Source organism: Natrialba hulunbeirensis JCM 10989, from assembly GCF_000337575.1.
Lineage (GTDB): Archaea > Halobacteriota > Halobacteria > Halobacteriales > Natrialbaceae > Natrialba > Natrialba hulunbeirensis.
This window is the reverse complement of sequence record NZ_AOIM01000033.1, coordinates 12,678-35,005: the sequence shown is the minus strand read 5'-3', so window position 1 is coordinate 35,005 and position 22,328 is coordinate 12,678. Positions and strand designations below refer to the sequence as shown.

The following is a 22,328-nucleotide window of genomic DNA, read 5'->3' as shown; positions in this document are numbered from 1 at the left end:
TGACCCTTGCCGCCAGTCACTCGATCGTGACGTGACCCTCGCCGCCGATTAGCATGACAGCGTGGGTGCCGTCGTCCTCGACCGTCACCTCGAACGTCTCCTCGTCCTCGATCGTACGCGTCTCGACGATACCGTTCTCGGTGTGGTCGAGTCGGAAGCCGACTCCCTCACGCTCGAGATCCGAGTCGTTGTCGAGCGGAAAGACTTCCTCGACCTCGACGCTCACTGTCAGCTCTGATCCCGCGTCCGAGTCGAATTCGACCACTTCGTCCTCGCCGAGCGACGCGTCGACGCCACCGCCGAGGAGGCTGCTACAGCCCGCGAGCGGCACTGTTGCAAACAACGCCAGGATAGACCGTCGGTTCATACTCACGCAACTCGTGACCAGGGCTGAATAACTTCTGGCCGTCTTCCATCAGGCCGGCAACGACACCCGACTCACCGGGAGCTTGTACGCGCCATCCCAGAACTCGAGTTCGGTTACCGTCCAGGTCACCGGTTCGATGTCGCGCTCGGCCAGCCGCTGTGCTGTCTCGAGGTTACCACCGCGCGCGAGCGTCACGTGTGGGACGTAGTCCTCGCCCTCGAGTCCCTCGACATGGTCGAACTCAGCGAGCAACTGCTCGTGGATGGATTCGAGTCCGGGGCTCTCGACGGCGAGGTAGACGACGGGCGCAGAACCCAGTGGCGGGTCTTCGAAGTAGTCGATCCCCGTGATCTGAGCCTCGACGGCGGGCGCGCCCTCGAGTGCACGGTGGGCGCGACGCTGAAGCTGAGAGACGTGTGGGGCGTCGCCGAGTCGTTTGAGCAGACAGGAGTGGTCCTCGCGGACGGTTTCGAAGCCGACGAGGCTGGGGTAGAGCTGGTCGGCGAGCTGGCGAACGCGGCCGGGAACGGGGACGTTGACGCTATACACGCGAGTAGCCGGCTGTAGTCACGGCAGTTGCTTGAGGGTTGTGTTGGCGGTCGTGTTGTGATTCAGGCCGATCGGGATCGATCGGAGCTGACTGGAGCCGACTGGAGCTGACTGGAGCCGACCGGACCCGTGACGAGGGGACTCCTCAGAGTCGATCGAGCAGCCACAGCACGATGAGCACGAGAATTGCGAGCATGACCAGCGGCTGCAGCAGGCCGATAATGCCGCTAATCAACGCGCTAAGGACCTCGATGACGAGGAGGACGGCCACCAGGACGAGAACGATCTTCAGGAGCGTCTCGACTGCGAGCGCGCCGCGTGCGTCGTTCATACATTCGTTTTGGGCTACCAGTTTGAAAAGGACTCCGCTACCGCGGTCGGAAAGACCTATTTAGTCGGCACCGGCAGTTGTAGGTAATGGACGGAAGGGGGCTGCGGGCCCTGGTGTGCGGACTCATCGTCGTTGGGTGTGTGCTTGCCGTCGTCTGGTCCATTCCGGTCGCTGTGGTGGCGGATGCTGGATCCGGGACAACACAGGCGTTCCAGGCTGTACACGACGACGACCAGCTCGGAATACAGGGTACCGAGCACGGACAGCTGCTGGTACAGGAAAACGATGACGAGAACGGTGGGGACGATGCGGATGGGATCGGCAACGACGATGGCGAAGCCGATGACGACATCCCAGAACCGGCCGAGGTCGGCCAACTCGACAACGCAACCGACGTCCACATCAGTGTCTCGCTCTACGAAAACCGCTCGGCGATGTTCACCGTCGACTACCGGTTCGAAGACGCCGAATCCGAAGAGTGGCAACAGCTCCGAGAAGACGTCGAGGCAAATCCCGATGCGTACGTCGAGTACGAACTCGAAGACTGGGACTCGATCCGTGCCGACGGCGAGAACGAAACCGACCGCGAGATGTCGATCTCGAGTGGCTCTGTCACGACGGATACCAGTTCGACACCACAGGAGCTCGGTCACGTGACCTTCTCGTTCGAGTGGTCCTCGTTCGCCTACGTCGAACTGAATCAGATGGAGGCTGGCGACGCTCTCGTAGATTTCACCCTCGTTGAAGGGCGCTCACTGCAGGTGTTCCCACCGGAGGGCTACGTCATCAACGATGTCGAACCCACGCCTGACGACCCGCGCGAGGACTCGATCCGCTGGAACGGCGGCGAGACGGAGTTCATGGAGGGCCAGCCCTGGATCGTCATGATAGAGAACGGCGATAACGAAACGGAGCCGACCGACGCCGAGGACGGCCCTGCAATGCCGTGGCTCATCGTTGGTATCGCACTCGGCGCGCTGGCTGCTGCTGGGGCAGGTGGCTGGTGGTACAAACGCCGAAGTAAGACGGCTACGCCACCGGTTGGCGCAGCCGGCGACACCACCGACACTGACACTGGTGGGCGCCCACCAGCGTCGTCTGATCCAGCACCATCTACGGACGCCGGCGCAGCCGGGAACACCGACACCACCGAACCCGACGACCCGGTGTCGAACGGCCCACCACCCGAACTGCTGAGCAACGAAGAACGCGTCCTCCGGCTGCTCGAGACACACGGCGGGCGCATCAAACAGCAACAGGTCGTCTCGGAACTCGAGTGGACCGAGGCCAAGACGAGTCAGGTCGTCGGCGGGCTGCGCGAGGACGACGAGATCGACGTCTTCCGGATCGGCCGGGAAAACGTGCTGGCGTTGCCCGACGACGAGGACGACGAGTAGCTCCCTCCGTCACACCGCTGTTATTGTTCGCTGGTATCCTCCACATGCTGTTGTGCCTCTCGTTTAGAGAGGTGCTCGTCCTAACCGGCCGTCTCGTGCAACATTTGCCCGACACGAGGCTTTAATACGGCTCAAGTACGTACAGGTGTGCAATGACGCAGTCTGCCGGACCCGCACCTGCGTTCGCTTCCTTCGGGACCGGCGGGGCTGTCTCGCCGCGACCACGACGACCGCGACCGGGCCTTTGAGCCCATTCTATCCCTTATCCCCTCGTCCCCGACTGTTTACAAACTCGATAGGTATTTCCTATTTTCCTGGTTAGCGTCCGCTCTACTACTAATTTTCAGAACTTTAGATAGTGAAATTTAAGTACCTCCCTCGGGTTGATTCGGGTACGATATGACACGCGTTGCACTTGCGTTCTCGGGCGGACTCGACACGACTGTCTGTGTCCCGCTGCTCGAGGAAGAGTACGGATACGATGAAGTCATCGGCGTCACCGTCGACGTCGGCCAGCCAGCCTCGGAGTTCGAGGAGGCAGAAGAGACCGCCGAAGCGCTCGATCTCGACCACTACGTCGTCGACGCCAAAGCCGAGTTCGCCGACCTCTGTTTCGATAGCGTTCGCGCGAACGCGACCTATCAGGGCTACCCGCTCGGGACGGCGCTCGCACGCCCAGTAATTGCCGAGGCGATTCTCGAAGTCGCCGAAGAACAGGACTGTACCGGTATCGCCCACGGCTGTACCGGTAAGGGGAACGACCAGCTCCGTTTCGAGGCCGTCTGGCGCGACTCCGACCTGGAAGTCATCGCGCCCGTGCGTGAACTCGGCCTCACGCGCGAGTGGGAACAGGAGTACGCCGCGGAGAAAGAGCTCCCCGTCGAGGGCGGCAGCGGCGGCGACTGGTCCGTCGACACCAACCTCTGGAGTCGCTCCGTCGAGGGCGACGAACTCGAGGACCCGAGCTACGTTCCCTCGACCGAGATTTACAACTGGACGGACGAGCCGTCCGGCGAGACCGAAGAGATCGAACTCAGCTTCGAGCAGGGCTACCCCGTCGCGATCGACGGCGAGGAGTACGAACCGGTTGCGCTGATCGAGTACCTGAACGAACTCGCCGGCTCCTACGGCGTCGGCCGTACGGACTCGATGGAAGACCGCATGCTCGGCCTCAAAGTGCGCGAAAACTACGAGCACCCCGCCGCGACGACGCTGCTCAACGCCCACGAGGCGCTCGAAGGCCTCGTCCTGACCCAGGAGGAGCGCGAGTTCAAGCAGCTGATCGACCAGAAGTGGTCGAAGAAGGGCTACGAGGGCCTCGTCGATGCGCCACTCGTGGGTGCACTCGAGGGCTTCATTGCTGAGACCCAACAGCGCGTCACCGGCACGGTCACGATCCGCTTCGAGGGCGGCAAGGCTCGCCCAGTTGGTCGCGACAGCGAGTACGCCGCGTACTCGGCCGAACACGCCTCCTTCGATACGGAGACGGTCGGCAAGATTGCCCAGGAGGACGCCACTGGCGTCGCGAAGTACCACGGCTTCCAGCGCCGTCTCGCGAACTCGGTCACGACCGACGAGAGCGAGGATGAGCCGGAAGTCGAACTCGCAACGGACGGAGGCGAGGAGTAGTCATGACTGAGGAGAGTGCTCACGGCGGTGCCGGCGGAACTGATGGCGGCGACGGCGACGACGCATCGGGCGTCGTCCGACGAGACCGCTTCAGCGGCGGCCCCGCCCGGAGCTTCCTCTCCTCGCTCGCGGCCGACGAACGGATCTTCGAGGCCGACCTCGAAATCGATCGCGCGCACGTCCTCATGCTCGCGGCGCAGGAGATCGTCGACGACGAGACGGCAGGCGAGATCCTGACCGCGCTCGACGCAATCGAAGTCGAGGGCCACGGCTCGCTCCCCGACGGCGAGGACGTCCACGAGGCAATCGAGACGGCTGTCATCGACCAGGTCGGCGAGGAGGGCGGCACGATGCACACCGCGCGCTCGCGCAATGACGAGGTCGCGACCTGTATTCGCTACCGCCTGCGCGAGGACGTGCTCGACGCCATCGAGACGACGCTCGCACTTCGCGAGTCGCTCGCAGAGGTCGCCGACGCACACGCGGAGACGGTCATGCCGGGCTACACGCACCTTCAGCCCGCCCAGCCGACGACGGTCGCCCACTGGGCGCTCTCCTATGAGGGAGCCGTCCGCCGCGACACCGAACGCGTGCTCGACGCCTACGCGCGCATCAACCAGTCGCCACTCGGCGGCGCGGCGTTCGCGGGCACCACGTTCGATATCGACCGCGAGTACACGGCCGACCTGCTCGGATTCGACAGCGTCATCGAGAACTCGATGGATGCCTCCTCGAGTCGGGACTTCCTGCTCGAGACGACCCAGGCGCTATCGACGCACGCAACGACGCTGTCCGGTATCGCGGAGGATCTCATTATCTTCGCGAACCGCGGCTTCGTCGACCTCGCGGACGACTACTCCTCGACGTCGTCAATCATGCCCCAGAAGAAGAATCCCGACACGCTCGAACTCGTCCGCGCAGTCGCGGGGGACGCGGCCGGGAACGTCCAGGGGCTGACAACGACGCTCAAGGGACTCCCCCGCGCGTACAACCGCGACCTACAGCGCGCGACGACGCACGCCTGGGACGCCGTCGATTCGGTGACCGAGGCCAGTGAGGTCGCCGCGGGCGCAGTTGCGACGGCCGACTGGAACGAGGAGTTGCTCGAAGCAGAGGCCGATGCGGGCTTCTCGACTGCGACTGGTGTTGCGGATCTGCTCGCTGCGAACGGGATCCCGTTCCGTACCGCACACGAGATGGTTGCGAGCGCTGCGGAACAGGGTGCCGACTACGACGCACTCGACGCCGCCGCCGAGGACGTCCTCGGTGAACCGCTCGACACTTACGTCGACCCCGACGCCGTCGCCGACGCACTCGACCCCGCCCAGAGCGTCGCGAGCCGCGACTCCCAGGGTGGGCCGGCACCCGCTGCGGTGGCAGACCAACTCGAGTACGCTCGCGATGCGATCGGGTCCGACGAAGCGGTGCACACGGACCTCGTGGCTGACCTCGATGCGGCGCACGCGGCGCTGCGCGAGGAGGTGAACGACTATGTCTGAGTGGCTGGTGTTGTGGTCGGAGTCGTGGCTGGTGCGATCGCTGGGACTGTCGCAACTGTCGCCACTCCTGCGACTGCCGCGACCGCCGTCCCCGTCCGGGGACAATACATAATATCTGTGATATACAGAACAATATCTGCGGGAAAATAGACTTTTGGTGCCGTTAGCGTAGTGTGTGGTATTATAATTTCTCTTACAAATTCGGTGGATTTAAGGGTGTCTGGCTCCCAGGTCGAGATACAATGACAGAATGCGTCGAGTGTGGGGCCGAAGTCTCCCTGCACGACGATCTGGAAGCTGGAGAGATTGTTGACTGTACGACCTGCGGAGCCGAACTGGAAGTCGTCGACACCGCGCCGCCAGTCCTCGAGCGAGCCCCGGAGCTCGAAGAGGACTGGGGTGAGTGACCTTGCAGATAGGAATCCTCTACTCCCGGATCCGCAAGGACGAAAAGCTCCTCCTGACCGAGCTTCGCGAGCGCGGCCACGAGGTCACCAAGATCGACGTCCGCAAGCAGACGTTCGACATTAGCGAGGCCGCGGACGAGTTCGCGGACCTCGATATCGTCGTCGACCGCTGTCTCGCCACGAGCCGCAGCCTGTACGCGACGCAGTTCTTCGACGCGTACGGCATCCCCGTGGTCAACAGCCACGAGACGGCGGACGTCTGCGCGGACAAGGTCAAGAACAGCCTCGCACTCGAGAAGGCTGGCGTGCCCACGCCCGCAACGAAGGTCGCCTTCACGAAGGAAACGGCCATGGAGGCCATCGAGGAGTTCGGCTACCCCTGCGTCCTCAAACCCGTCGTGGGATCGTGGGGACGCCTGATGGCCAAGATCGACTCGCCCGACGCCGCAGAGGCCATTCTCGAGCACAAGGCGACGCTCGGTCACTACGAGCACAAGGTGTTCTACGTGCAGGAGTTCGTCGAGAAACCAGGTCGCGACATCCGTGTGCTCGCGGTCGACGGCGAGCCCGTCGCGGCAATGGTTCGCTCGTCGGACCACTGGATCACGAACGCCGCGAAAGGGGCCGAAACTGATGTCTTCGAACTCGACGACGAGGCGAAGGAACTGGTACAGAAATCCAGTGATGCGGTCGGCGGCGGGCTGCTGGGTGTCGACCTTATGGAAACAGCGGACGGGTACACTGTCCACGAGGTCAACCACACCGTCGAGTTCAAGGCGCTCAACGACGCTGTCGAGACCGACGTCGCCGGCACTGTCGTCGACTGGCTTGAGGAGAAAGCCCAGGACGCGGACGCTGGCGGAACCGAACTCGAGGTGACGTTCTGATGGCGGTCGGCACCGACGCCGATGCGAGCGCAGACGCGTCCGCCGAGACCGTCACCGCGACCGTCATCGGCGGCAGTGGTTTCACCGGCGGCGAACTCCTCAGACTACTCGCCGGCCACCCGAACGTCGAGATCGCGGAGGTCACCAGCCGCTCGAAGGCCGGCAAGAGCGTCGGCTCCGTCCACCCGCCACTTCGTGGGACGGACCTGCGCTTTACCGAACCCGAGGACCTGGAAAGCGTCGACGTTCTGTTCGCCGCGACGCCACACGGCGTTTCGATGGGACAGGTAGACGACTTCTTCGACATCGCGGATACGGTCGTGGATCTCTCGGCGGACTTCCGACTCGACACCGAGGAGCAGTACGTCGAGTGGTACGACGGCCACGACGCACCCGAGTACCTGGAGAAAGCAGAGTACGCGCTCCCCGAGATCAACCGCGAGAACCTCGCGGGCGCGGAACTCATCGCCGGCGGCGGCTGTAACGCAACCGCCACCATTCTGGGACTGTACCCACTGTTCGAGCACGACGTACTCGACGGTGGAGAACAGATCGTCGTCGACGTAAAAGTCGGCTCCTCCGAGGGCGGCGCGGGCGGCGGCGAGGCCTCGAGCCACCCCGAGCGCTCGGGCGTCGTTCGTCCCTACGCGCCGACGGGCCACCGCCACGAGGCCGAGATCGAGCAGTTCCTCGGCACCTCGGTGGCGTTCACCTGCCACGCCGTGGACATGGTCCGCGGTGCAAGCGCGACGAGTCATGTCTTCCCCAGTTCGCCCGTCTCGAAGGGCGACCTCTGGAAGGCCTATCGTGGCTGCTACGAGGAGGAACCGTTCGTCCGCATGGCCGCGGGCGGCTCCGGTGTGTATCGGTATCCGGAACCCAAGTCCGTCGCCGGCACGAACCTCGCCGAGGTCGGCTTCGAACTCGACCCCTCGAACAAACGCGTCGTCGTCTTCTCGGCAATCGACAACATGATGAAGGGCTCGGCGGGGCAGGCGGTCCACGCCGCGAACGTTGCGCTCGGCTTCGAGGAGACGGCCGGACTCGAGTTTACGGGACTGCATCCTGTGGGGGCACCATGACAACTGTCGTCAAAATCGGCGGCGCACGCGCCGTCGATCCCGAAGGGGCACTCGCGGACGTCGCCTCCTTGGTTGACGAGGGTGAGGAGGTCGTCCTCACCCACGGTGGCTCGACCGCGGTCGACGAGACACTCGAGGACCTCGGCCAGGACCCAACGTATGTCGAGACGCCCGGTGGTGTCGTCGGCCGCTTTACCGACGAAGATACCATGGACGTCTTCAAGATGGTCATGCCCGGCAAGCTCAACACCGATCTGGTCGAGAGCCTGCACAACGAGGGCGTGAACGCGGTCGGCCTCTCGGGCACTGACGGCAAACTGCTCGAGGGCAAACGCAAGTCCGCCGTCCGCGTCAAGGAGGACGGCAAGAAGAAGATTTTGCGTGGTGACCACTCCGGAACTATCGAGTCCGTGAACGCGGACCTACTCGAGACGATCCTCGCGGGCGGCTACACACCAGTTGTCTCCGTCCCTGTTCTCGGACGCGAAAAAGAGGGCGCGGAACGACGTTCCGCGGATAACTCGAGCGAGCAGGGCTCGCGAGACGGCGGGTACACGGCCGTCAATGCGGACGCCGATCGCGCGGCCGCCGCAATTGCGGGGGCACTCGAGGCCGACCTGATCGTCCTGACGGACGTCTCGGGCATCTACGAGGACCCCGACGACGAGTCGACGAAGATCGACGCAGCCGCGACGCCCGCAGAGTTCGAGACCGTCAAGACAGCCGCGGAGGGGTTCATGACGAAGAAGGTCATGGCCGCCGAGGAGGCCCTCGAGGGCGGCGCGGCCTCGGTTACGGTCGCCTCGGCGAACGCAGGCGACCCGATCACGAGCGCGCTCGCAGGCGAGGGAACGACACTCGAGCCCGGCGCGCTCGGTGACGCCGAGACAGCCGATGCGGACACGACACCAACGGAGGCAACACAATGAGCGGATTCGTCTTCTCCGAGAAACCGATCAGCATCGAATCCGGCGAGGGCGCAACGCTCACCGCCGAGAACGGCACTGAGTATCTGGATTTCGGCGCGAGCTACGCCTGTACGCCGACCGGCCACTGTCATCCGGACGTGGTCGAGGCGGTCCAGGAGCAGGCCGGCGAACTGCTGTACGTCCAGGGTTCCTATCCCGTCCAGGCGCGCGCCGATCTCCACGGGAAACTGGGGGCGCTCGCACCCGACGGCATCGAAAACGTCTGGCTCTGTAACTCCGGGACCGAGGCCAACGAGGCCGCGCTGAAGTTCGCTCGGAGTGCTACCGACGGCACGAAGATCGTCGCCGCCAAGCGCGCCTTCCACGGCCGCACCGCCGGCACGCTCTCGGCGACCTGGAAACCCAAGTACAAGAAGCCCTTCGAGCCGCTGCTCGAGGAGCACGTCGAGTTCGTCACCTACGGCGATGCAGGGGAACTCGAGTCCGCCGTCGACGACGACACCGCGGCGGTGATTCTCGAACCAATTCAGGGCGAGGGTGGCATCCATCCCGCGCCACAGACGTACCTCGAGACGGCGCGTGAGGTCACCGAGGCGACCGACACCGCACTGATCTTCGACGAGATCCAGACCGGAATCGGCCGCACGGGCGAGTTCTGGGCCTGTGAGGGCTCCGGCGTCACGCCCGACATCCTGACGACCGCGAAGGGCATCGCGAGCGGGCTCCCGATGGGTGCGACGCTCTGTGCGGACTGGATCGCCGAGGCATCGGGCCCGCACGGCTCGACGTTCTCCGGCAACCCCCTCGTTTCGGCTGCAGCGAACGCCACACTCGACGTGGTTGTCGAAGAGGATCTGCCGGGTAACGCCGCAGAAATTGGCGGCTACCTGCAGGACGAACTCGCCGCGCTCGACGTACCGATCCGGGACGTTCGCGGCGAGGGGCTCATGCTCGGCGTCGAAGTGAAACGCGGGGCGAATCGGGTGCTTCGCGATCTCGCACTCGAGCACCAGATTCTCGCGCTGCCGGCCGGTCGTTCGGTCGTTCGCCTGCTGCCGCCGCTCGTGGTCGACGAGGCGGCCGCAGAGCAGGTCGTGACGGCGCTCGCGGACGTGCTCGCGCCCGAAGCCGAGGCGCAGGCGGAGTCATGAGTTCGACGATGACGGATACAGATACCGACGCTGACTCAGATGCCGACGCCGACACCGACACCGACACCGACGCTACGGCCGTCTCGACCGACGACGCTCGCCAACTGTTGATCGACCTCGTCTCGACGCCCTCGCCCTCTGGCGAGGAGCGTGCGTCCGCCGAGTGCCTCGTCGAGTTCTTCGAAACCTACGACCGCGAGGTCTGGCTCGATGACGTCGGCAACGTGCGTGCACCGGCTGACGACTCGGTGTTACTCACCTCGCACATCGACACCGTGCCCGGTGAGATTCCAGTCGAAGTCGAGCCCGCGGATGAGGACGACATCGAAGCCGAAGTGGCCGAGGAGACCGGCGAGGACGTGCTCTGGGGCCGCGGCAGCGTCGACGCAACAGGACCGCTGGCCGCCATGGCCGCAGCCGCGGTGCACACAGGCGTCTCGTTCGTCGGCGTCGTCGGCGAGGAGACCAACTCGCGCGGCGCACGCCACCTCGTCGCGGACCGCGAGGCTCCCGACACCGTCGTCAACGGCGAACCGAGCGGAACGACGGGTATCACCCTTGGCTACCGCGGCTTCCTCTCGGGAACCTACGTCGCGACCAGCGAGTCCGGCCACACCTCTCGTCCCGAACCGAACGCGATTCAGCACGCGACGAACTGGTGGACACGCGTCGAGTCGGCGTTCGAAAATGACGAGTATCAACCCGTCTTCGAGCGCGTCACCACCAAACCCGTCGCCATCGACGGCGGCGTCACCGACGACGGCCTCTCCGTCGAGGCCACCCTCGACGCCCAACTTCGGGTCCCGCCCGCGCTCGACATCGAGACCGTCCGCGAGACTGCAGAGGCCGAACTCGAGTACGGCACCGTCTCATGGGCGGAACCGATTCCGCCGGTGATGGAGAGTCCGCGAACCGAGGTCGCTCGCGCGTTCCGCGCGGCGATTCGCAACAAGGACGGCGAGCCGCGACTCCTGCGCAAGACCGGGACCAGCGACATGAACCTTTACGCCGGCGCGTGGGAGTGTCCGATGGCGACCTACGGCCCCGGCAACTCCGACCTCGATCACGCGCCCGACGAGCGCCTCTCGCTCGCCGAATTCGACAAGTCCGTCGCGGTGCTGATCCGCGTCGCGACGACGCTTACTGGAGGTGAGGACTGATGGGAGAGACAGACGCAAACACAGATTCTAACATCGCCGACTCGCAGACGGACGCATCGCAGCCGAGACACTTCCTCGAGATCGACGACCTCTCGCACGAGGAACTGCTCACGGTTCTCGTCCGGGCGGCGGAGTTCAAGCGAGCCCAGCAGGAGGGGACGGCCCACGAGGCCCTCCCCGGCCAGACGCTCGGGATGATCTTCCAGAAGCCGAGTACGCGCACGCGCGTCTCCTTCGAGACGGGAATGACGCAACTCGGCGGCCACGCCGTCTTCCTCGGTGAGGACGACATCCAGCTCGGGCGTGGTGAACCGCTGAAGGACACCTCGCGAACGCTCTCGCGGTACGTCGACGCCGTGATGGCTCGAGTGTTCAGACACGAGAACATCGAGGTGCTCGCGGAGTACTCGTCGGTCCCGATCATCAACGGGCTGACCGACGACGCCCACCCCTGCCAGACGCTCGCGGATCTGCTGACGATTCGCGAGGAGATGGGCGGCTTCGAGGACGTGTCGGTGGCCTGGGTCGGCGACGGCAACAACGTCGGCCAGTCGTTCGTCATCGGCGCTGCGATGACCGACATGGACGTCACCGTCGCGACGCCAGAGGGCTACGGCATGGACGACGCGGTCATCGACCGGGCGCAGGAACTCGGCGGCGACCCGATGGTCACGCACGACCCCGTCGAGGCAGTCACGGACGCCGACATCATCTACACCGACGTCTGGATCAGCATGGGTCAGGAAGACGAACGCGACGTGCGCATGGACGCCTTCGAGGGCTTTCAGGTCTGTTCGGAACTGCTCGCACACGCCCCCGATGCGTCGGTGATGCACTGTCTGCCGGCCCACCGCGGCGAGGAGATCACGGACGAAGCGATCGAGAGCGACCAGTCGATCGTCTTCGACCAGGCTGAAAACCGCCTGCACGCCCAGAAGGCGCTATTGCACTGGCTACTCGAGTGACATCGTCTCTGGCACCAATTCAATCCAATCGTCGTCCTCACCGTGCAGTAAAACTGAGTTCTCGTCTTCTCGCTTCGCTCTCACAGTCGTTCCAGAATACCTGACGACGTGTCGATTGCAGTCACTGTTCGAGTCCCAGTCGTGTAGATCACATCGTCGGAAACTGCATGTGAATGATGCGTCCCATCACCGTCGATGGTCCCTTGCTGTTCGCCAGTAGCTGTTGAGAGAACAGTGACACTCCGTCCGATCGATCCAGTAATCAGTCTCTCGCCGACACAGATCGGGTCAGAATAACTGTCTCCACGTAATCCGTACTCGTCGTCGTATCGCCACTGTTCTCGTCCACTGTCTGCCTCGATAGCGAGCACGTCAAACCCAGCAGTCGCGTACACCGTGTCGTCATCGACAGCAGGTGACGTCAAGCACCCAGTCGCCTCGACAGTCCACTGCTGTGTTCCTGAGTCAGCATCTAGTGCGACAATCCCCTCCTCGACGAGTGATGCGTAAATCACGCCGTCTGCATACGTCGGACTCGCGAGTGACCGGCCACGTTGTTCGTGCCATCGTTCTTCTCCCGTCTCGCGTTCGTAGCAGTAGATTCCATCCGAGGAGGGAACGAATACGGCGTCGTCAGTCAGTACCGGAGCGAGATCGACTGCTCTGTGTTGTGCGACATCGCTGTATTCGGCGGTATCTACAGACCACTTGACGGTCCCATCACGCTGCGTAATGAGGTGTGTCTGTGCTTCTGTTCGGATCGCAATGTCGGTGCCCTGTACAGTTGGTGAAAATGGTCGACCTCCCAAAACGTCCGCTTCCCATTCGATCTCGTTTGCGGTATCGATCTTGTATACCGTCCCAGTCGACTCTGCTTCCTCATACCCGGGGACGATTAGTCCGTCGTCAAGCACGGCTGGCGTTCCCGAGACGCTACTCTCGGTTGTGATGACGGTCGAATCACTTCCATCGGCAGGAATGAACCGTAGTGCCTCCTCGTCGGCGATATACACCGTTCCATCGGCGACGACCGGTGATGTCGTCGGGCCGGGTCCAAGGTCGATCGACCACGCTGTTTCGAGAGAATCTCCAACATGGCCAGAACGGACGAAGCCCCGATTGAGCGGCCCACGCCCTGCCATTGGCCACCCGTAGTTCGAGTCGCTGTTAGCAGTACAGCCTGCGAATACTAGACAGACTCCCATACTCAGCACTGCTCGTCTGCTAACAGGCGTCATGTGTCACAGATACAACTTCTACAATCTTATTATTTGCTATCACCAACAGACATCAATTCACGGTGGTCCGTAGCTAGTCGCCGTCTGGTAGGATACCCGTTGTTGCCTGCAGGATCAATTACACACAAAGAAAGCGCCGTTACACTGCCTACTCGAGTAGGCCCGCTCCAGACCCGACCCAACTCGAGTCAACTGCTGGTTTTCTTGCCATAATGCGGTATTTCCGTCCTGGTGGTGCTGGCATCGCCGTGAACGATCAGAAATCGTTATGTATTGGAACGGAATCACGTTTGATCAGCATGTCATTCAAACTGCTACTCGCAGTGTTCATCATGCTGATCGGTCCCATGATGTTGATGGGACTCATCCTGATGTAAGGGGATTGCTTACAGATTCGGGCACGACAGCGGTGCAGCGCACGATCGCCGTCGCCACACGAGTGGCACGGGCGACCATTTTTGGAGACAGCGATCCGCGAGCAGCGCTACTCCGCGGGTTTCTGCCGTATCCACGTGCTTTTTGCCAGTCGATCCCTTCCCGTCGCACAGAACATAATGAGTCTCAGTCTCTCTGCCGACCAGCCGGCAGCGCCCGCCGACGCCGAGGACGGCGTCTGGCTCGAGTGCATCGCGTGCGGCGAGACGTTCGCGCCGTTCGCGGACGTCCGCTACACCTGTGACGAGTGTGACGGCCTGCTCGAGGTACGCTACGACGACCTGCCGACCTTCGAGGACTTCGCGGCTGCCGCGGACCCCGATCAGGGCGTCTGGCGCTACGCCGACACGCTCCCGCTCCCGGCGGGCGTCTCGATTCAGGAGGGTGCGACGCCGTTGTACGAGGTTCCTGGCCTGGAAGCCGATCTGGAACTCGAGGCGCTCCGAATCAAACACGAGGGGATGAACCCGACGGGGTCGTTCAAGGACCGCGGGATGACTGTCGGTGTCGCCGTCGCGAAGGAACTCGGCGTCGACCGGTTAGCCTGTGCCTCGACGGGCAACACGAGCGCCGCGCTCGCGGCCTACGGCTCCCGCGGCGGGATGGAGACGCTGGTGCTCCTCCCCGCGGGCAAAGTCGCCGCCGGGAAGGTCGCCCAGGCGAGCCTCCACGGCGCGCGCATTCTGGAGGTCGACGGCAACTTCGACGCCTGTCTCGACATCGTCCAGGAGTTAGCCGGGCAGGGTGAGGCCTATCTGCTGAACTCGCTGAACCCGTTCCGACTCGAGGGCCAGAAGACCATCGGACTCGAGATTCTGGAAGGGTTCCTCGCGGACTACGACACGGTTCCGGACCGGATCGTGCTCCCAGTCGGCAACGCCGGCAACACGTCGGCGCTGTACAAGGCCTTCCGCGAACTCGTGCAGGCGGGGGCACTCGAGACGGACGAAGTCCCGAAGCTGGTCGGCGTACAGGCCGAGGGCGCGGCCCCGATGGTCGAAGCGATCGAGAACGGCGCGGACGAGGTCCGCCGCTGGGACGACGTGGAGACGCGCGCGACGGCGATCCGAATCGGGAACCCGGTCAACGCACCGAAGGCGCTGCCGGGGATCCGGGAAACCGGCGGCACCGCGATTTCGGTTACCGACGAGGAGATCACCGAGGCCCAACGCGATCTCGCGGGCGAGGGCATCGGTGTCGAGCCGGCCTCTGCAGCCTCCGTCGCGGGTCTCCGGAAGTTGCGGGCGGAGGGCATCGTCACCGAAGACGAGCGCGTCGCCTGCCTGACGACGGGTCACCTGCTCAAGGACCCCGACGCGGCGGCCGCTGCGGGTCGGGAGCCAGAGCCGGTGCCGGCTGACACCGCGGGTGTTCTCGAGCACCTCTGAGTGAGGTCCCGCTGAATCAGTCGAGCGAGGGCGTACTCGAGTCCCGTCGAATTGAACACCGCTCGCTCGATCGGTGGTGTTCGAAACCGAAGGCCGTTAAACCCGTCTGACGCCCGACTGACTGACGCTTTTGTGGGTGTACGGTGTAGGTGTGTGTCGCCCATGTCCGTCGAGCATCGTTCCCACTCCCGTGCCCGTGACCGCTCCGTCGTCGTCAGTTTTTCGTGTGATTCCGAGACCGCCGCCGTCGCTGAGGCGGCTACCGATACCGATGCCGATACTGATACCCCAACCCACACGGACACCGACACTGAAACCGACGCCACGAGAGCTACTCGTACCGCCCGCACAGACACCCAGTCCCAACTCTCTGCTCAGACTACGTCACCGATCACTGCGAGATTCGTTGGAACGAACGCGACGCGACCGACGCCCGCCCGGCTCGAACGCACTCGCCTCCGCGCACAGATCGCTACACTCCAGACCGAACTCGAGTCGCGCACCGACCAGCAACAGGAACTCATCACGCAGTACGAGCGGCTTCTCGAGGCGCAGCAGGATGCGGCGAAGGGCGGGGACGAGGATGAAACTACGGGAGACAGCACAGCGGACAGCGGGTCAGTGCTCAAACGGTTGGGGACTGGGAACGGACGTAGACGTACTCGAGTAATTCGAATTCGTCGCCGGATCGAACAGTGGTGGCGGCAGCTTCGTCGGTAGTCGGTAACGCCGTCGTCGGGCCTCTCCGTCATGATTGCCCGTTTCGTACGGGTTGGTGCTTAGTCGGAGAGCCCGGTCGGTTCCGAGCCGGCTCCGTCCTCCACCACACTCGGCGTCTCGTCTGCCTCGGCAGTCAGCTCGTGGACGTACTCGAGGAAGTTCTCGAAGACCAGTTTCGCCTCGCAAGCGGCCGCGTAGTTCTCGTCGGTGATCTCTGCGAGGACGGCGTCGCGCCGATCCGTATCTATATCCTTGCGACGGACGAGTTCGCGGGCGGTCTTCTGGTCGTACTCGGGGTGGAACTGGACGCCAAAGACGCGGTCCTTGCGGAAGCCGTGGTTCGAGTAGTGGTTCTCGGCGAGTGGCGTCGCGCCGGGTGGGAGTGCCGAGACCTCGTCAGCGTGGCTAGTGAAGGCCGTGAACGATTGGGAGATGCCCTCGAACAGCCGCGAGTCGCCGTGGTGTTCGATTTCGCTGTAGCCGACCTCGTAGGACCCCATATCCTCGACGGTGCCGCCGAGCACGTCGGCCAGTAGCTGGTGACCCCAACAGATACCAAGCGCGGGCAAGTCTCGACTGAGCGCCTCGTTAACCCACTCCTTCGTGGCATCGATCCACTCCTCATCCCAGTACACAGACGATCGCGAGCCAGTGACGACGAGTGCGTCGAACTCGAAGTGCGTTGGAAGCTCGCCGTCCGTGACATCGAACTCGGCCAGGGAGGCGTCGAGTTCGCGCCGGAAGTTTCGCGTCGTGTTCGCGTCCTCGTGAGCCGCGTTCAGGACGGCGATGCGGACGTAACTCATCTATCGCCACTGTGGTCGCAGCAGGGAAAATCCTTCTGCACTGTGTTGGTCTTGCCACGATCGCTGACGCGCCACGCTGGCGGCCGACCACACTTTTCCTCGCCCAGTCGCGACCCACAGCGAACACCAAGCGTGGCTCCCGGAGGCCGAAACCATAACGGTACCGCGCCGTCCACACCCACCATCGACCGTGTCACTCGCGTTCATCTCGGCGACGGGGCCCGACCTCCTCCGGCTCCTCGCCCTTCCCGTCTTCGCCTGGACCGCCGTTCGCGACATCAAAACGAGGCGCGTCTCGAGTACCGTCTGGATTCCGCTCACCGTTCTCGGCGCGATCTTACTCGTCTGGGACGGCTGGCTCGCTTGGCACGCGGGCCCCGTCGGCTGGTCCCACCAGTTCATCTACGAGTTCGTCGTGCCGGCGACGGTGAGTCTGGGGCTCGTCGTCCCGATCGCGTACCTGTTCTGGTGGTTCGGCGGCTTCGGCGGTGCCGACGCGAAGGCGTTGCTCGTGCTCGCCCTGTTGTTCCCGACGCTGCCGTCGTACGCCATCGGCTCGTGGTCGTTCCCGCTTGTCGACACACCGATCGGGACGTTCTCGTTCACGATCCTGACGAACGCCGTCATCGTCGCGCTTGCGATCCCGCTCCTGCTGGCGATCCGAAACGCCGCGTCGGGTCGGATTCGCCGGGAGATGTTCCTCGGTTGGCCGATTTCCTGGGAACGACTCCCCGAGACACCCGGGTGGTTGATGGAGGAGCCAAACGGCACCACCAGCCGCGGACTCGACCTCGACGCCCTGCGGATGTACCTCCGCTGGCGAGGGTGCACACTCGAGGAACTCCGCGCAGAACCCGGATACTACCGGGACCCGAAAACGCTTCCTGCGGAGCCGAACCCGCCGACTGACGGTGCGGTTACGGTCGAAACGGACGGCGGCGTCGGTGGGGCGGCAGCTGAGACGGAAGACGTCGACGCTACTGAGCGCTCCCCACCAGAACCGAACGAAGACGTACCGTCCGAGACGACTACGGACGACCCCTGGGGAGCCGACGCCTTCCTCGAGGACATTGAGGGGACAGCGTACGGCACGACACCCGACCAGCTGCGCGCCGGACTCGATACGATCACGACGAAGGAGGCGGTCTGGATCTCACCCGGCACGCCGTTTCTGGTGCCGATCTTCCTCGGCATGCTGCTCGCAGTGCTCTACGGTGATCTGCTGTTCGGCGTACTCGGCCTCTTCTAATCGCCCGGTCGTGGTGAATCGCCATTGGTCGTCGGGTTTGCCCAGCCCACAGCATGTTCGAGTTACATCGATCCGCGCGTTATGCGTGTGATCATGGAACGAAACTTGCAATACTTGATGAGCGGTCTCACGATTTCTTCACTCATCTTCTCGCGTCATTGCTGCCAACCGTGTCCGAAGGCGATCCTTCCCCAGAGGGTCCTCCGCTGATTATCCACATCCAGTCGCTCGGTGGATCGTGTTTCGACTATCGTTCGGAAGGTTGATATGACGATCGTCCCTCCGCTCGACTGAGCGATGATCGACGGGCGACGAGCGAACGAGGATGATCTTCGGGAGTTCGCTCCAATACTCGTCGGGAACGCGTTGCCGATCGTGGGGATCGTCTGGTTCGACCTGTTGCATACGCTCGTCTTCGTACTGTACCTGTTCGAGATACTAACGCTGGTCGTCGTCTACTGTGGCTGTGCGCTGTTTGCCCAGCAGGAGATGCAGACCGAGGATCGGGACGTCACCCCTGTCGTCGTCGGGTCCGACGACGGCTATCTGAGTTCCCTGCCAACGGTTCCGCTCCCTGGACCGTTACCGCGGGTCTACCTGCGGAGTCTGCGCGTGATCGTGCCGTCGTTGCTGGTCGCCGGCTTTCTCTTCGTCGCAATCGGTGACACACTCGTCGGCGGACACGAGGCACACGACACCTTCCCGGCGTGGCTCTCGGCGTTTCGAGAGCCAGCCGTGTTCGGAACCGCGCTGACGATCGTCGGCTCCCATCTCGTCTACGTCTACCGAAACTACTTCCGTCCACGTCGATATACGGACCTGTCTCCCGTAACGGTCCTTGAGTATCCGGTTCGCCTGCTTCTGGTGCTCGTTCCCGGGGTAATCGGGTTGTTCCTGACGTTCGTTATTGTCGGTCTGTTCACGTTGGCGGTGGCGTCACAGTCGGCTGCGGACCGAATCGGGCTGGCGACGCTCATCGGCGGGTTCTTCCTTCTCTTGACCGTCCTCGAGTGGGCCCAACACCGAGCCGAACGAGCGGCCGACCCCGACGGATTCGCCGCGTGGCTGGTTCCACTGGCGCTTCGCTCGAAGTGGGGCGAGAGAGGTGCTCAAGAGTGAGCGTCTGCAGGATGGTCGAGCCAACGACACGACCGTCCCGGTGAAGCGAGAGATTTTGGACGTGAACCATCCGCCGTTTTCCGCTTCACCTCCCTCGTTGTGCCGGCTCAACTCGGTACTGTATGGCGATTTACCAAAGCCAATCGTTCAGGAGTTAGTAGTACACCCGTTCGACCACCGGCACCAGCGCCGTCCAGAAGACGACGAACGCAGCGCCAACGGCGATGATCCCGAGCCACAGCAGTTCGGTTCCGCCACTCCCGCCGATTGTGTCGCCCGCGCCTGTCGCTCCACTCGCTCCACCCGCCCCAGCCGCACCACTTTCTGCCCCCGGGATCCCACTCGCAAGCGCCACGAACGTCCCCACGAACAACCCGATACAGATGCAGACGCTGGCTAACTCGAGTACCGCTGGAATAGAGATCGGCAACTCGCGGATGCGAGTCCGAAGCCGGTCGAGGGTGCTCATCTGTGCCGAGAGTTACGCCGGAGTGAGAAAAGGGTCACGGGCGGCGGGTGTGTGACTGTGGTGCTGATCTGCTGTTTGCTGCTCGCGGGTTGCTGTTGTCTTTCGAACCCACTCGAGTTACGTGAGGAGTCAATCTGATTCGGTTCGAACCGTCGATCTGATCCGATTCAGGCCTCGGACTCGATACCTGCCGCAATCTCGTCGAGTTCGTCGTCGTCGAGATCGGGCGCCTCGCCCGCGACAGCGTGGATAGGGCCGCCACCGTCGCCCTCGAAGCGCGGGACGATGTGACAGTGGACGTGCGGGACCTCCTGGCCGGCTTCCTCGCCGTTGTTGAACGCGACGGTCGTCGCATCCGCGTCGACAGCGTCCTCGACGGCGGGAACCATCCGGTGGATTGTGTCGTAGAGATCCGTTGCAACGTCCGCGGGAACGTCGTTCAGCCGTTCGTACTCGTCTTTCGGGATCACGAGCGTGTGTCCCGGTGCCAGCGGATTGGCGTCGAGGAAGGCGACCGTAGTCTCGTCTTCGTACACGATTCGGGCGGGAATCTCTCCCTCGACGATCTGGGTGAAGATCGTGCTCATACGCCACTGTGTGTCGGCTCGCGGTAAGAAGGTTACCGCTGGTCGGGGCGGCTCGTTGGTCGGACCGTCTCGAGTACCGAACTGTGTCGCTGTCTCCGGAACAGGTAACTATGAACCGTGCCTATCGCTCACGTACTGCCATGAGCGATCGAAACGAGACGCCGCTGCAACGACTGTTTCGTGCCGAGCGGCAGTTCCACGCGATGGCACCGATCAAGGACATCTACAGCAAACTCTTCCTCAGAACCCTGCTCTGGTTCGCGTTCTTCACGTTCGTCTATTTCATGGTCACGGGGTCGGTCTGACCGACCGAGCGGTGCCGAGCCGCGATCGCTGACCCCGCCAGATTTCCTACGCTGATCCATCGCGCTCGCCGCACTCGACGCACTCGACGCATTCGTCCACCACCTCCCGAATCGCCGCGAGGTACTCCTCCGGCTCGTACCCTAACCGGCCGATCCACACGTCCTGATACGAGGGGTGCAGGATCGGCACGAGCCACGTCTCGAGTTGCTCACAGCGAACCGGCTCAAGTACCATCTCGATGAAGCCGTCCAGCTCTTGGTCCTCGGCTGCCAGCACCGATTTCGTCGCGTGTTTCCCCGTCGCGAGCAACACGGCCGGCTCGAGCGTCTCAACCTCGGTGACGAGGTGGGTACGGCAGTTCGTACGCTCTGCTGGTGTAGGTTCGCGGTTATCCGGGAGCTCCTCGGTAGCCGAGGTCTCGGTGCTCGCGACTTCACCGCTCGCTGTCGTGGCGCGTGAATCCTCGTTCGAGGGGAAGCATTTCACCGCGTTGGTGTAGTAGGCGTCGTCCCCGTAGCCGATTCGCTCGACCATGCGACGGATGCGTCGACCGGAGTGACGTGAGGTGTAGGCCTTGCCGGTCCAGTTGCCACCCTGCCAGTCGTCGGCGTCGGGGTTGCCGGAGCCTGGTGCTTCGCCGATGACAAGCACGTCGGCGTCGAGCGGACCGGTTCCCCACGAGATGCAGGTGCGGTGTTCAGCGAGTGCCGGACACCGCTGGCAGTCCGGTTCGATGACGTTTCGGGAGTCGGGGAATGGCGGGTCAGGGGCGGGCACGATCTGTTCCGAGGTTGGGTTTCAACGAGTATAGGCGGGCCGGATCAGCAATCTAACTGATTTCGACCGCGATCTGTTGCTCGCGGGAACAAGTTTACCTTTCTCGGGTGTCTTACCGGACTCAATGGCTTCAGAACTGCTTGCAGAATCACTGTCACTGCTGTTATACACCGTTGCTGCCGGCGCACTCACGATTGCTGGCGCTGCTGCCGAGTACGCGAGTCTGCAGCACTTCGGCTCGGGGGAGACGATGGTGGCGCTGTGGCTCGCCGCGATCGGCGGGATCATGCTCTACGCAGGCGTTTACGGACTCGGCTATCAGAAGGTTCTCCGTGGGGTCCGAGGACAGTAGACCGGGTACCGATTGCGCTAGCTCGCGTTAGCGAGGACAACTGCGTCGTAAACGAGTTTGACCACCAGTGCGAGCGTCCCGACGAACGCGAGTATCGCGCCGACGAGGACGGCGAGCATGGAGAGGAGGTCGTCGAGTCCGCGTACGACACCCGAAAACTCGATCCAGTTCGTCGACCCGACGCCCGTCCAGATCATCCACCAGCCGACAGCCACGACGACGGCGAGTTTCGCTACTTCGCGGTCGAGGAGCAATCCGATCGCATCGCGAGCCGAGAGCATTCCTGTGTCCCTGTTCGATCCCTGACCGATAGGCGTGTCGAACCGTCGGCGTCGCGTTCGTTCTCGCGGGAGGCCCACGACGCCGGTGCCGTTCTGCGTCATCACATCCTGCGTCATCACGTCCTTACACCGCGAGCGATTCTGGCACTCTGACATCCGGATGCCCGCCCAGTCATCCAGTTGCTGACTGGCCAGCCAGTCGCTGACCTGCAATATCGATTCCTCTTTACCATCCCAGGCAATTACGT

25 protein-coding genes are annotated in these 22,328 nt (G+C 63.4%); 16 read left to right on the top strand and 9 right to left on the bottom strand.

The genetic code is table 11. The annotated features are described in order from the left end of the window. Positions 1-16 precede the first annotated feature (16 nt). From C483_RS10065 to C483_RS10055, 3 genes are all read right to left on the bottom strand, one after another. The gene (locus tag C483_RS10065; protein WP_006653252.1) at positions 17-367 is read right to left on the bottom strand and encodes a hypothetical protein; all 351 of its coding nucleotides are present in this window, start codon (positions 365-367) and stop codon (positions 17-19) included. 48 nt (positions 368-415) lie between these two features. Further along, the gene (locus tag C483_RS10060; RefSeq protein ID WP_006653251.1) at positions 416-916 is read right to left on the bottom strand and encodes a 2'-5' RNA ligase family protein; all 501 of its coding nucleotides are present in this window, start codon (positions 914-916) and stop codon (positions 416-418) included. Between the two features lie 145 nt (positions 917-1,061). Then, the gene (locus tag C483_RS10055; RefSeq protein WP_006653250.1) at positions 1,062-1,247 is read right to left on the bottom strand and encodes a DUF7554 family protein; all 186 of its coding nucleotides are present in this window, start codon (positions 1,245-1,247) and stop codon (positions 1,062-1,064) included. An 86-nt stretch (positions 1,248-1,333) separates the two neighbouring features. Here C483_RS10055 and C483_RS10050 point away from each other — a divergent pair, with 86 nt between their 5' ends. The 10 genes from C483_RS10050 (at position 1,334) to argF (ending at position 12,353) form a co-directional block, all read left to right on the top strand. Continuing rightward, positions 1,334-2,644: a helix-turn-helix transcriptional regulator gene (locus C483_RS10050; RefSeq protein ID WP_049912547.1), complete on the top strand. Its 1,311-nt coding sequence runs from the start codon at positions 1,334-1,336 to the stop codon at positions 2,642-2,644. A gap of 399 nt (positions 2,645-3,043) precedes the next feature. Continuing rightward, entirely contained in the window at positions 3,044-4,273 is a 1,230-nt protein-coding gene (locus C483_RS10045; RefSeq protein WP_006653248.1) for an argininosuccinate synthase, read from the top strand. A gap of 2 nt (positions 4,274-4,275) precedes the next feature. Further along, positions 4,276-5,772 carry an argininosuccinate lyase gene (argH, locus tag C483_RS10040; protein ID WP_006653247.1) on the top strand — a complete coding sequence of 499 codons (1,497 nt, stop codon included), beginning with the start codon at positions 4,276-4,278 and terminating at the stop codon, positions 5,770-5,772. 242 nt (positions 5,773-6,014) lie between these two features. Then, complete coding sequence (lysW, locus tag C483_RS10035) at positions 6,015-6,179, top strand: lysine biosynthesis protein LysW (protein ID WP_006653246.1); 165 nt, start codon at positions 6,015-6,017, stop codon at positions 6,177-6,179. Then, the gene (lysX, locus tag C483_RS10030) at positions 6,176-7,066 is read left to right on the top strand and encodes a lysine biosynthesis protein LysX (RefSeq protein WP_006653245.1); all 891 of its coding nucleotides are present in this window, start codon (positions 6,176-6,178) and stop codon (positions 7,064-7,066) included. The genes lysW and lysX overlap by 4 nt, the downstream gene beginning before the upstream one ends. Continuing rightward, positions 7,066-8,148 carry an N-acetyl-gamma-glutamyl-phosphate reductase gene (gene argC, locus C483_RS10025; RefSeq protein ID WP_006653244.1) on the top strand — a complete coding sequence of 361 codons (1,083 nt, stop codon included), beginning with the start codon at positions 7,066-7,068 and terminating at the stop codon, positions 8,146-8,148. The genes lysX and argC overlap by 1 nt, the downstream gene beginning before the upstream one ends. Further along, on the top strand, positions 8,145-9,077 hold the full coding sequence (locus tag C483_RS10020; RefSeq protein WP_006653243.1) for an acetylglutamate/acetylaminoadipate kinase: 933 nt from the start codon (positions 8,145-8,147) through the stop codon (positions 9,075-9,077). The genes argC and C483_RS10020 overlap by 4 nt, the downstream gene beginning before the upstream one ends. After that, positions 9,074-10,228, top strand: coding sequence for an aspartate aminotransferase family protein (locus tag C483_RS10015; RefSeq protein ID WP_006653242.1), 1,155 nt, complete (start codon positions 9,074-9,076; stop codon positions 10,226-10,228). Before C483_RS10020 ends, C483_RS10015 begins: the two co-directional genes overlap by 4 nt. Continuing rightward, positions 10,225-11,388 (top strand): [LysW]-lysine hydrolase, encoded by a 1,164-nt coding sequence (locus C483_RS10010; RefSeq protein WP_006653241.1) that lies wholly within the window; start codon positions 10,225-10,227, stop codon positions 11,386-11,388. The genes C483_RS10015 and C483_RS10010 overlap by 4 nt, the downstream gene beginning before the upstream one ends. Beyond that, the gene (gene argF, locus C483_RS10005; protein WP_006653240.1) at positions 11,388-12,353 is read left to right on the top strand and encodes an ornithine carbamoyltransferase; all 966 of its coding nucleotides are present in this window, start codon (positions 11,388-11,390) and stop codon (positions 12,351-12,353) included. Before C483_RS10010 ends, argF begins: the two co-directional genes overlap by 1 nt. An 80-nt stretch (positions 12,354-12,433) precedes the next feature. Here argF and C483_RS10000 read toward each other — a convergent pair whose 3' ends face one another. Then, on the bottom strand, positions 12,434-13,495 hold the full coding sequence (locus C483_RS10000; RefSeq protein WP_006653239.1) for a PQQ-binding-like beta-propeller repeat protein: 1,062 nt from the start codon (positions 13,493-13,495) through the stop codon (positions 12,434-12,436). A 650-nt stretch (positions 13,496-14,145) separates the two neighbouring features. Between C483_RS10000 and thrC the strand changes: the two genes are divergently transcribed. Next, positions 14,146-15,414 carry a threonine synthase gene (thrC, locus tag C483_RS09995; RefSeq protein ID WP_006653238.1) on the top strand — a complete coding sequence of 423 codons (1,269 nt, stop codon included), beginning with the start codon at positions 14,146-14,148 and terminating at the stop codon, positions 15,412-15,414. Between the two features lie 162 nt (positions 15,415-15,576). Continuing rightward, on the top strand, positions 15,577-16,134 hold the full coding sequence (locus tag C483_RS09990; protein ID WP_006653237.1) for a hypothetical protein: 558 nt from the start codon (positions 15,577-15,579) through the stop codon (positions 16,132-16,134). Positions 16,135-16,193: 59 nt separating this feature from the next. Here the strand turns inward: C483_RS09990 and C483_RS09985 are convergent, their stop codons facing one another. Further along, a complete protein-coding gene (locus tag C483_RS09985) occupies positions 16,194-16,940 on the bottom strand; it encodes a type 1 glutamine amidotransferase (RefSeq protein WP_006653236.1) in 747 nt (248 codons plus the stop codon). A gap of 190 nt (positions 16,941-17,130) precedes the next feature. Between C483_RS09985 and C483_RS09980 the strand changes: the two genes are divergently transcribed. Both C483_RS09980 and C483_RS09975 read left to right on the top strand, forming a co-directional pair. Continuing rightward, complete coding sequence (locus C483_RS09980) at positions 17,131-18,189, top strand: A24 family peptidase C-terminal domain-containing protein (RefSeq protein ID WP_006653235.1); 1,059 nt, start codon at positions 17,131-17,133, stop codon at positions 18,187-18,189. Positions 18,190-18,486: 297 nt separating this feature from the next. Next, a complete protein-coding gene (locus C483_RS09975; protein ID WP_006653234.1) occupies positions 18,487-19,308 on the top strand; it encodes a DUF6498-containing protein in 822 nt (273 codons plus the stop codon). 154 nt (positions 19,309-19,462) lie between these two features. On the opposite strand, the gene C483_RS09970 is transcribed toward C483_RS09975, so the two are convergent. Both C483_RS09970 and C483_RS09965 read right to left on the bottom strand, forming a co-directional pair. Continuing rightward, a complete protein-coding gene (locus C483_RS09970) occupies positions 19,463-19,777 on the bottom strand; it encodes a hypothetical protein (protein WP_006653233.1) in 315 nt (104 codons plus the stop codon). 167 nt (positions 19,778-19,944) lie between these two features. Beyond that, complete coding sequence (locus C483_RS09965) at positions 19,945-20,364, bottom strand: HIT family protein (protein ID WP_006653232.1); 420 nt, start codon at positions 20,362-20,364, stop codon at positions 19,945-19,947. Between the two features lie 140 nt (positions 20,365-20,504). Between C483_RS09965 and C483_RS20435 the strand changes: the two genes are divergently transcribed. Further along, positions 20,505-20,669 (top strand): hypothetical protein, encoded by a 165-nt coding sequence (locus C483_RS20435; RefSeq protein ID WP_006653231.1) that lies wholly within the window; start codon positions 20,505-20,507, stop codon positions 20,667-20,669. A 46-nt stretch (positions 20,670-20,715) separates the two neighbouring features. Here C483_RS20435 and C483_RS09960 read toward each other — a convergent pair whose 3' ends face one another. Further along, the gene (locus C483_RS09960; RefSeq protein WP_006653230.1) at positions 20,716-21,447 is read right to left on the bottom strand and encodes a uracil-DNA glycosylase; all 732 of its coding nucleotides are present in this window, start codon (positions 21,445-21,447) and stop codon (positions 20,716-20,718) included. A 124-nt stretch (positions 21,448-21,571) separates the two neighbouring features. Between C483_RS09960 and C483_RS09955 the strand changes: the two genes are divergently transcribed. Continuing rightward, positions 21,572-21,799 carry a hypothetical protein gene (locus tag C483_RS09955; RefSeq protein WP_006653229.1) on the top strand — a complete coding sequence of 76 codons (228 nt, stop codon included), beginning with the start codon at positions 21,572-21,574 and terminating at the stop codon, positions 21,797-21,799. 17 nt (positions 21,800-21,816) lie between these two features. Here the strand turns inward: C483_RS09955 and C483_RS20865 are convergent, their stop codons facing one another. Continuing rightward, positions 21,817-22,293 carry a hypothetical protein gene (locus C483_RS20865; RefSeq protein WP_241431503.1) on the bottom strand — a complete coding sequence of 159 codons (477 nt, stop codon included), beginning with the start codon at positions 22,291-22,293 and terminating at the stop codon, positions 21,817-21,819. Positions 22,294-22,328 lie beyond the last annotated feature (35 nt).

Excerpts from the sequence above, each read along its gene's own strand:
- C483_RS10065 (WP_006653252.1), bottom strand. The coding sequence starts at position 367 with ATGAACCGACGGTCTATCCTGGCGTTGTTTGCAACAGTGCCGCTCGCG.
- C483_RS10015 (WP_006653242.1), top strand. The coding sequence starts at position 9,074 with ATGAGCGGATTCGTCTTCTCCGAGAAACCGATCAGCATCGAATCCGGC.
- C483_RS09985 (WP_006653236.1), bottom strand. The coding sequence starts at position 16,940 with ATGAGTTACGTCCGCATCGCCGTCCTGAACGCGGCTCACGAGGACGCG.
- C483_RS10055 (WP_006653250.1), bottom strand. The coding sequence starts at position 1,247 with ATGAACGACGCACGCGGCGCGCTCGCAGTCGAGACGCTCCTGAAGATC.
- C483_RS10000 (WP_006653239.1), bottom strand. The coding sequence starts at position 13,495 with ATGGCAGGGCGTGGGCCGCTCAATCGGGGCTTCGTCCGTTCTGGCCAT.
- C483_RS09990 (WP_006653237.1), top strand. The coding sequence starts at position 15,577 with ATGTCCGTCGAGCATCGTTCCCACTCCCGTGCCCGTGACCGCTCCGTC.
- C483_RS09965 (WP_006653232.1), bottom strand. The coding sequence starts at position 20,364 with ATGAGCACGATCTTCACCCAGATCGTCGAGGGAGAGATTCCCGCCCGA.
- thrC (WP_006653238.1), top strand. The coding sequence starts at position 14,146 with ATGAGTCTCAGTCTCTCTGCCGACCAGCCGGCAGCGCCCGCCGACGCC.
- C483_RS10020 (WP_006653243.1), top strand. The coding sequence starts at position 8,145 with ATGACAACTGTCGTCAAAATCGGCGGCGCACGCGCCGTCGATCCCGAA.
- C483_RS09955 (WP_006653229.1), top strand. The coding sequence starts at position 21,572 with ATGGCTTCAGAACTGCTTGCAGAATCACTGTCACTGCTGTTATACACC.
- argH (WP_006653247.1), top strand. The coding sequence starts at position 4,276 with ATGACTGAGGAGAGTGCTCACGGCGGTGCCGGCGGAACTGATGGCGGC.
- lysW (WP_006653246.1), top strand. The coding sequence starts at position 6,015 with ATGACAGAATGCGTCGAGTGTGGGGCCGAAGTCTCCCTGCACGACGAT.
- argC (WP_006653244.1), top strand. The coding sequence starts at position 7,066 with ATGGCGGTCGGCACCGACGCCGATGCGAGCGCAGACGCGTCCGCCGAG.
- C483_RS09970 (WP_006653233.1), bottom strand. The coding sequence starts at position 19,777 with ATGAGCACCCTCGACCGGCTTCGGACTCGCATCCGCGAGTTGCCGATC.
- C483_RS10010 (WP_006653241.1), top strand. The coding sequence starts at position 10,225 with ATGAGTTCGACGATGACGGATACAGATACCGACGCTGACTCAGATGCC.
- C483_RS10045 (WP_006653248.1), top strand. The coding sequence starts at position 3,044 with ATGACACGCGTTGCACTTGCGTTCTCGGGCGGACTCGACACGACTGTC.
- C483_RS20435 (WP_006653231.1), top strand. The coding sequence starts at position 20,505 with ATGAGCGATCGAAACGAGACGCCGCTGCAACGACTGTTTCGTGCCGAG.
- C483_RS09975 (WP_006653234.1), top strand. The coding sequence starts at position 18,487 with ATGATCGACGGGCGACGAGCGAACGAGGATGATCTTCGGGAGTTCGCT.
- argF (WP_006653240.1), top strand. The coding sequence starts at position 11,388 with ATGGGAGAGACAGACGCAAACACAGATTCTAACATCGCCGACTCGCAG.
- C483_RS10050 (WP_049912547.1), top strand. The coding sequence starts at position 1,334 with ATGGACGGAAGGGGGCTGCGGGCCCTGGTGTGCGGACTCATCGTCGTT.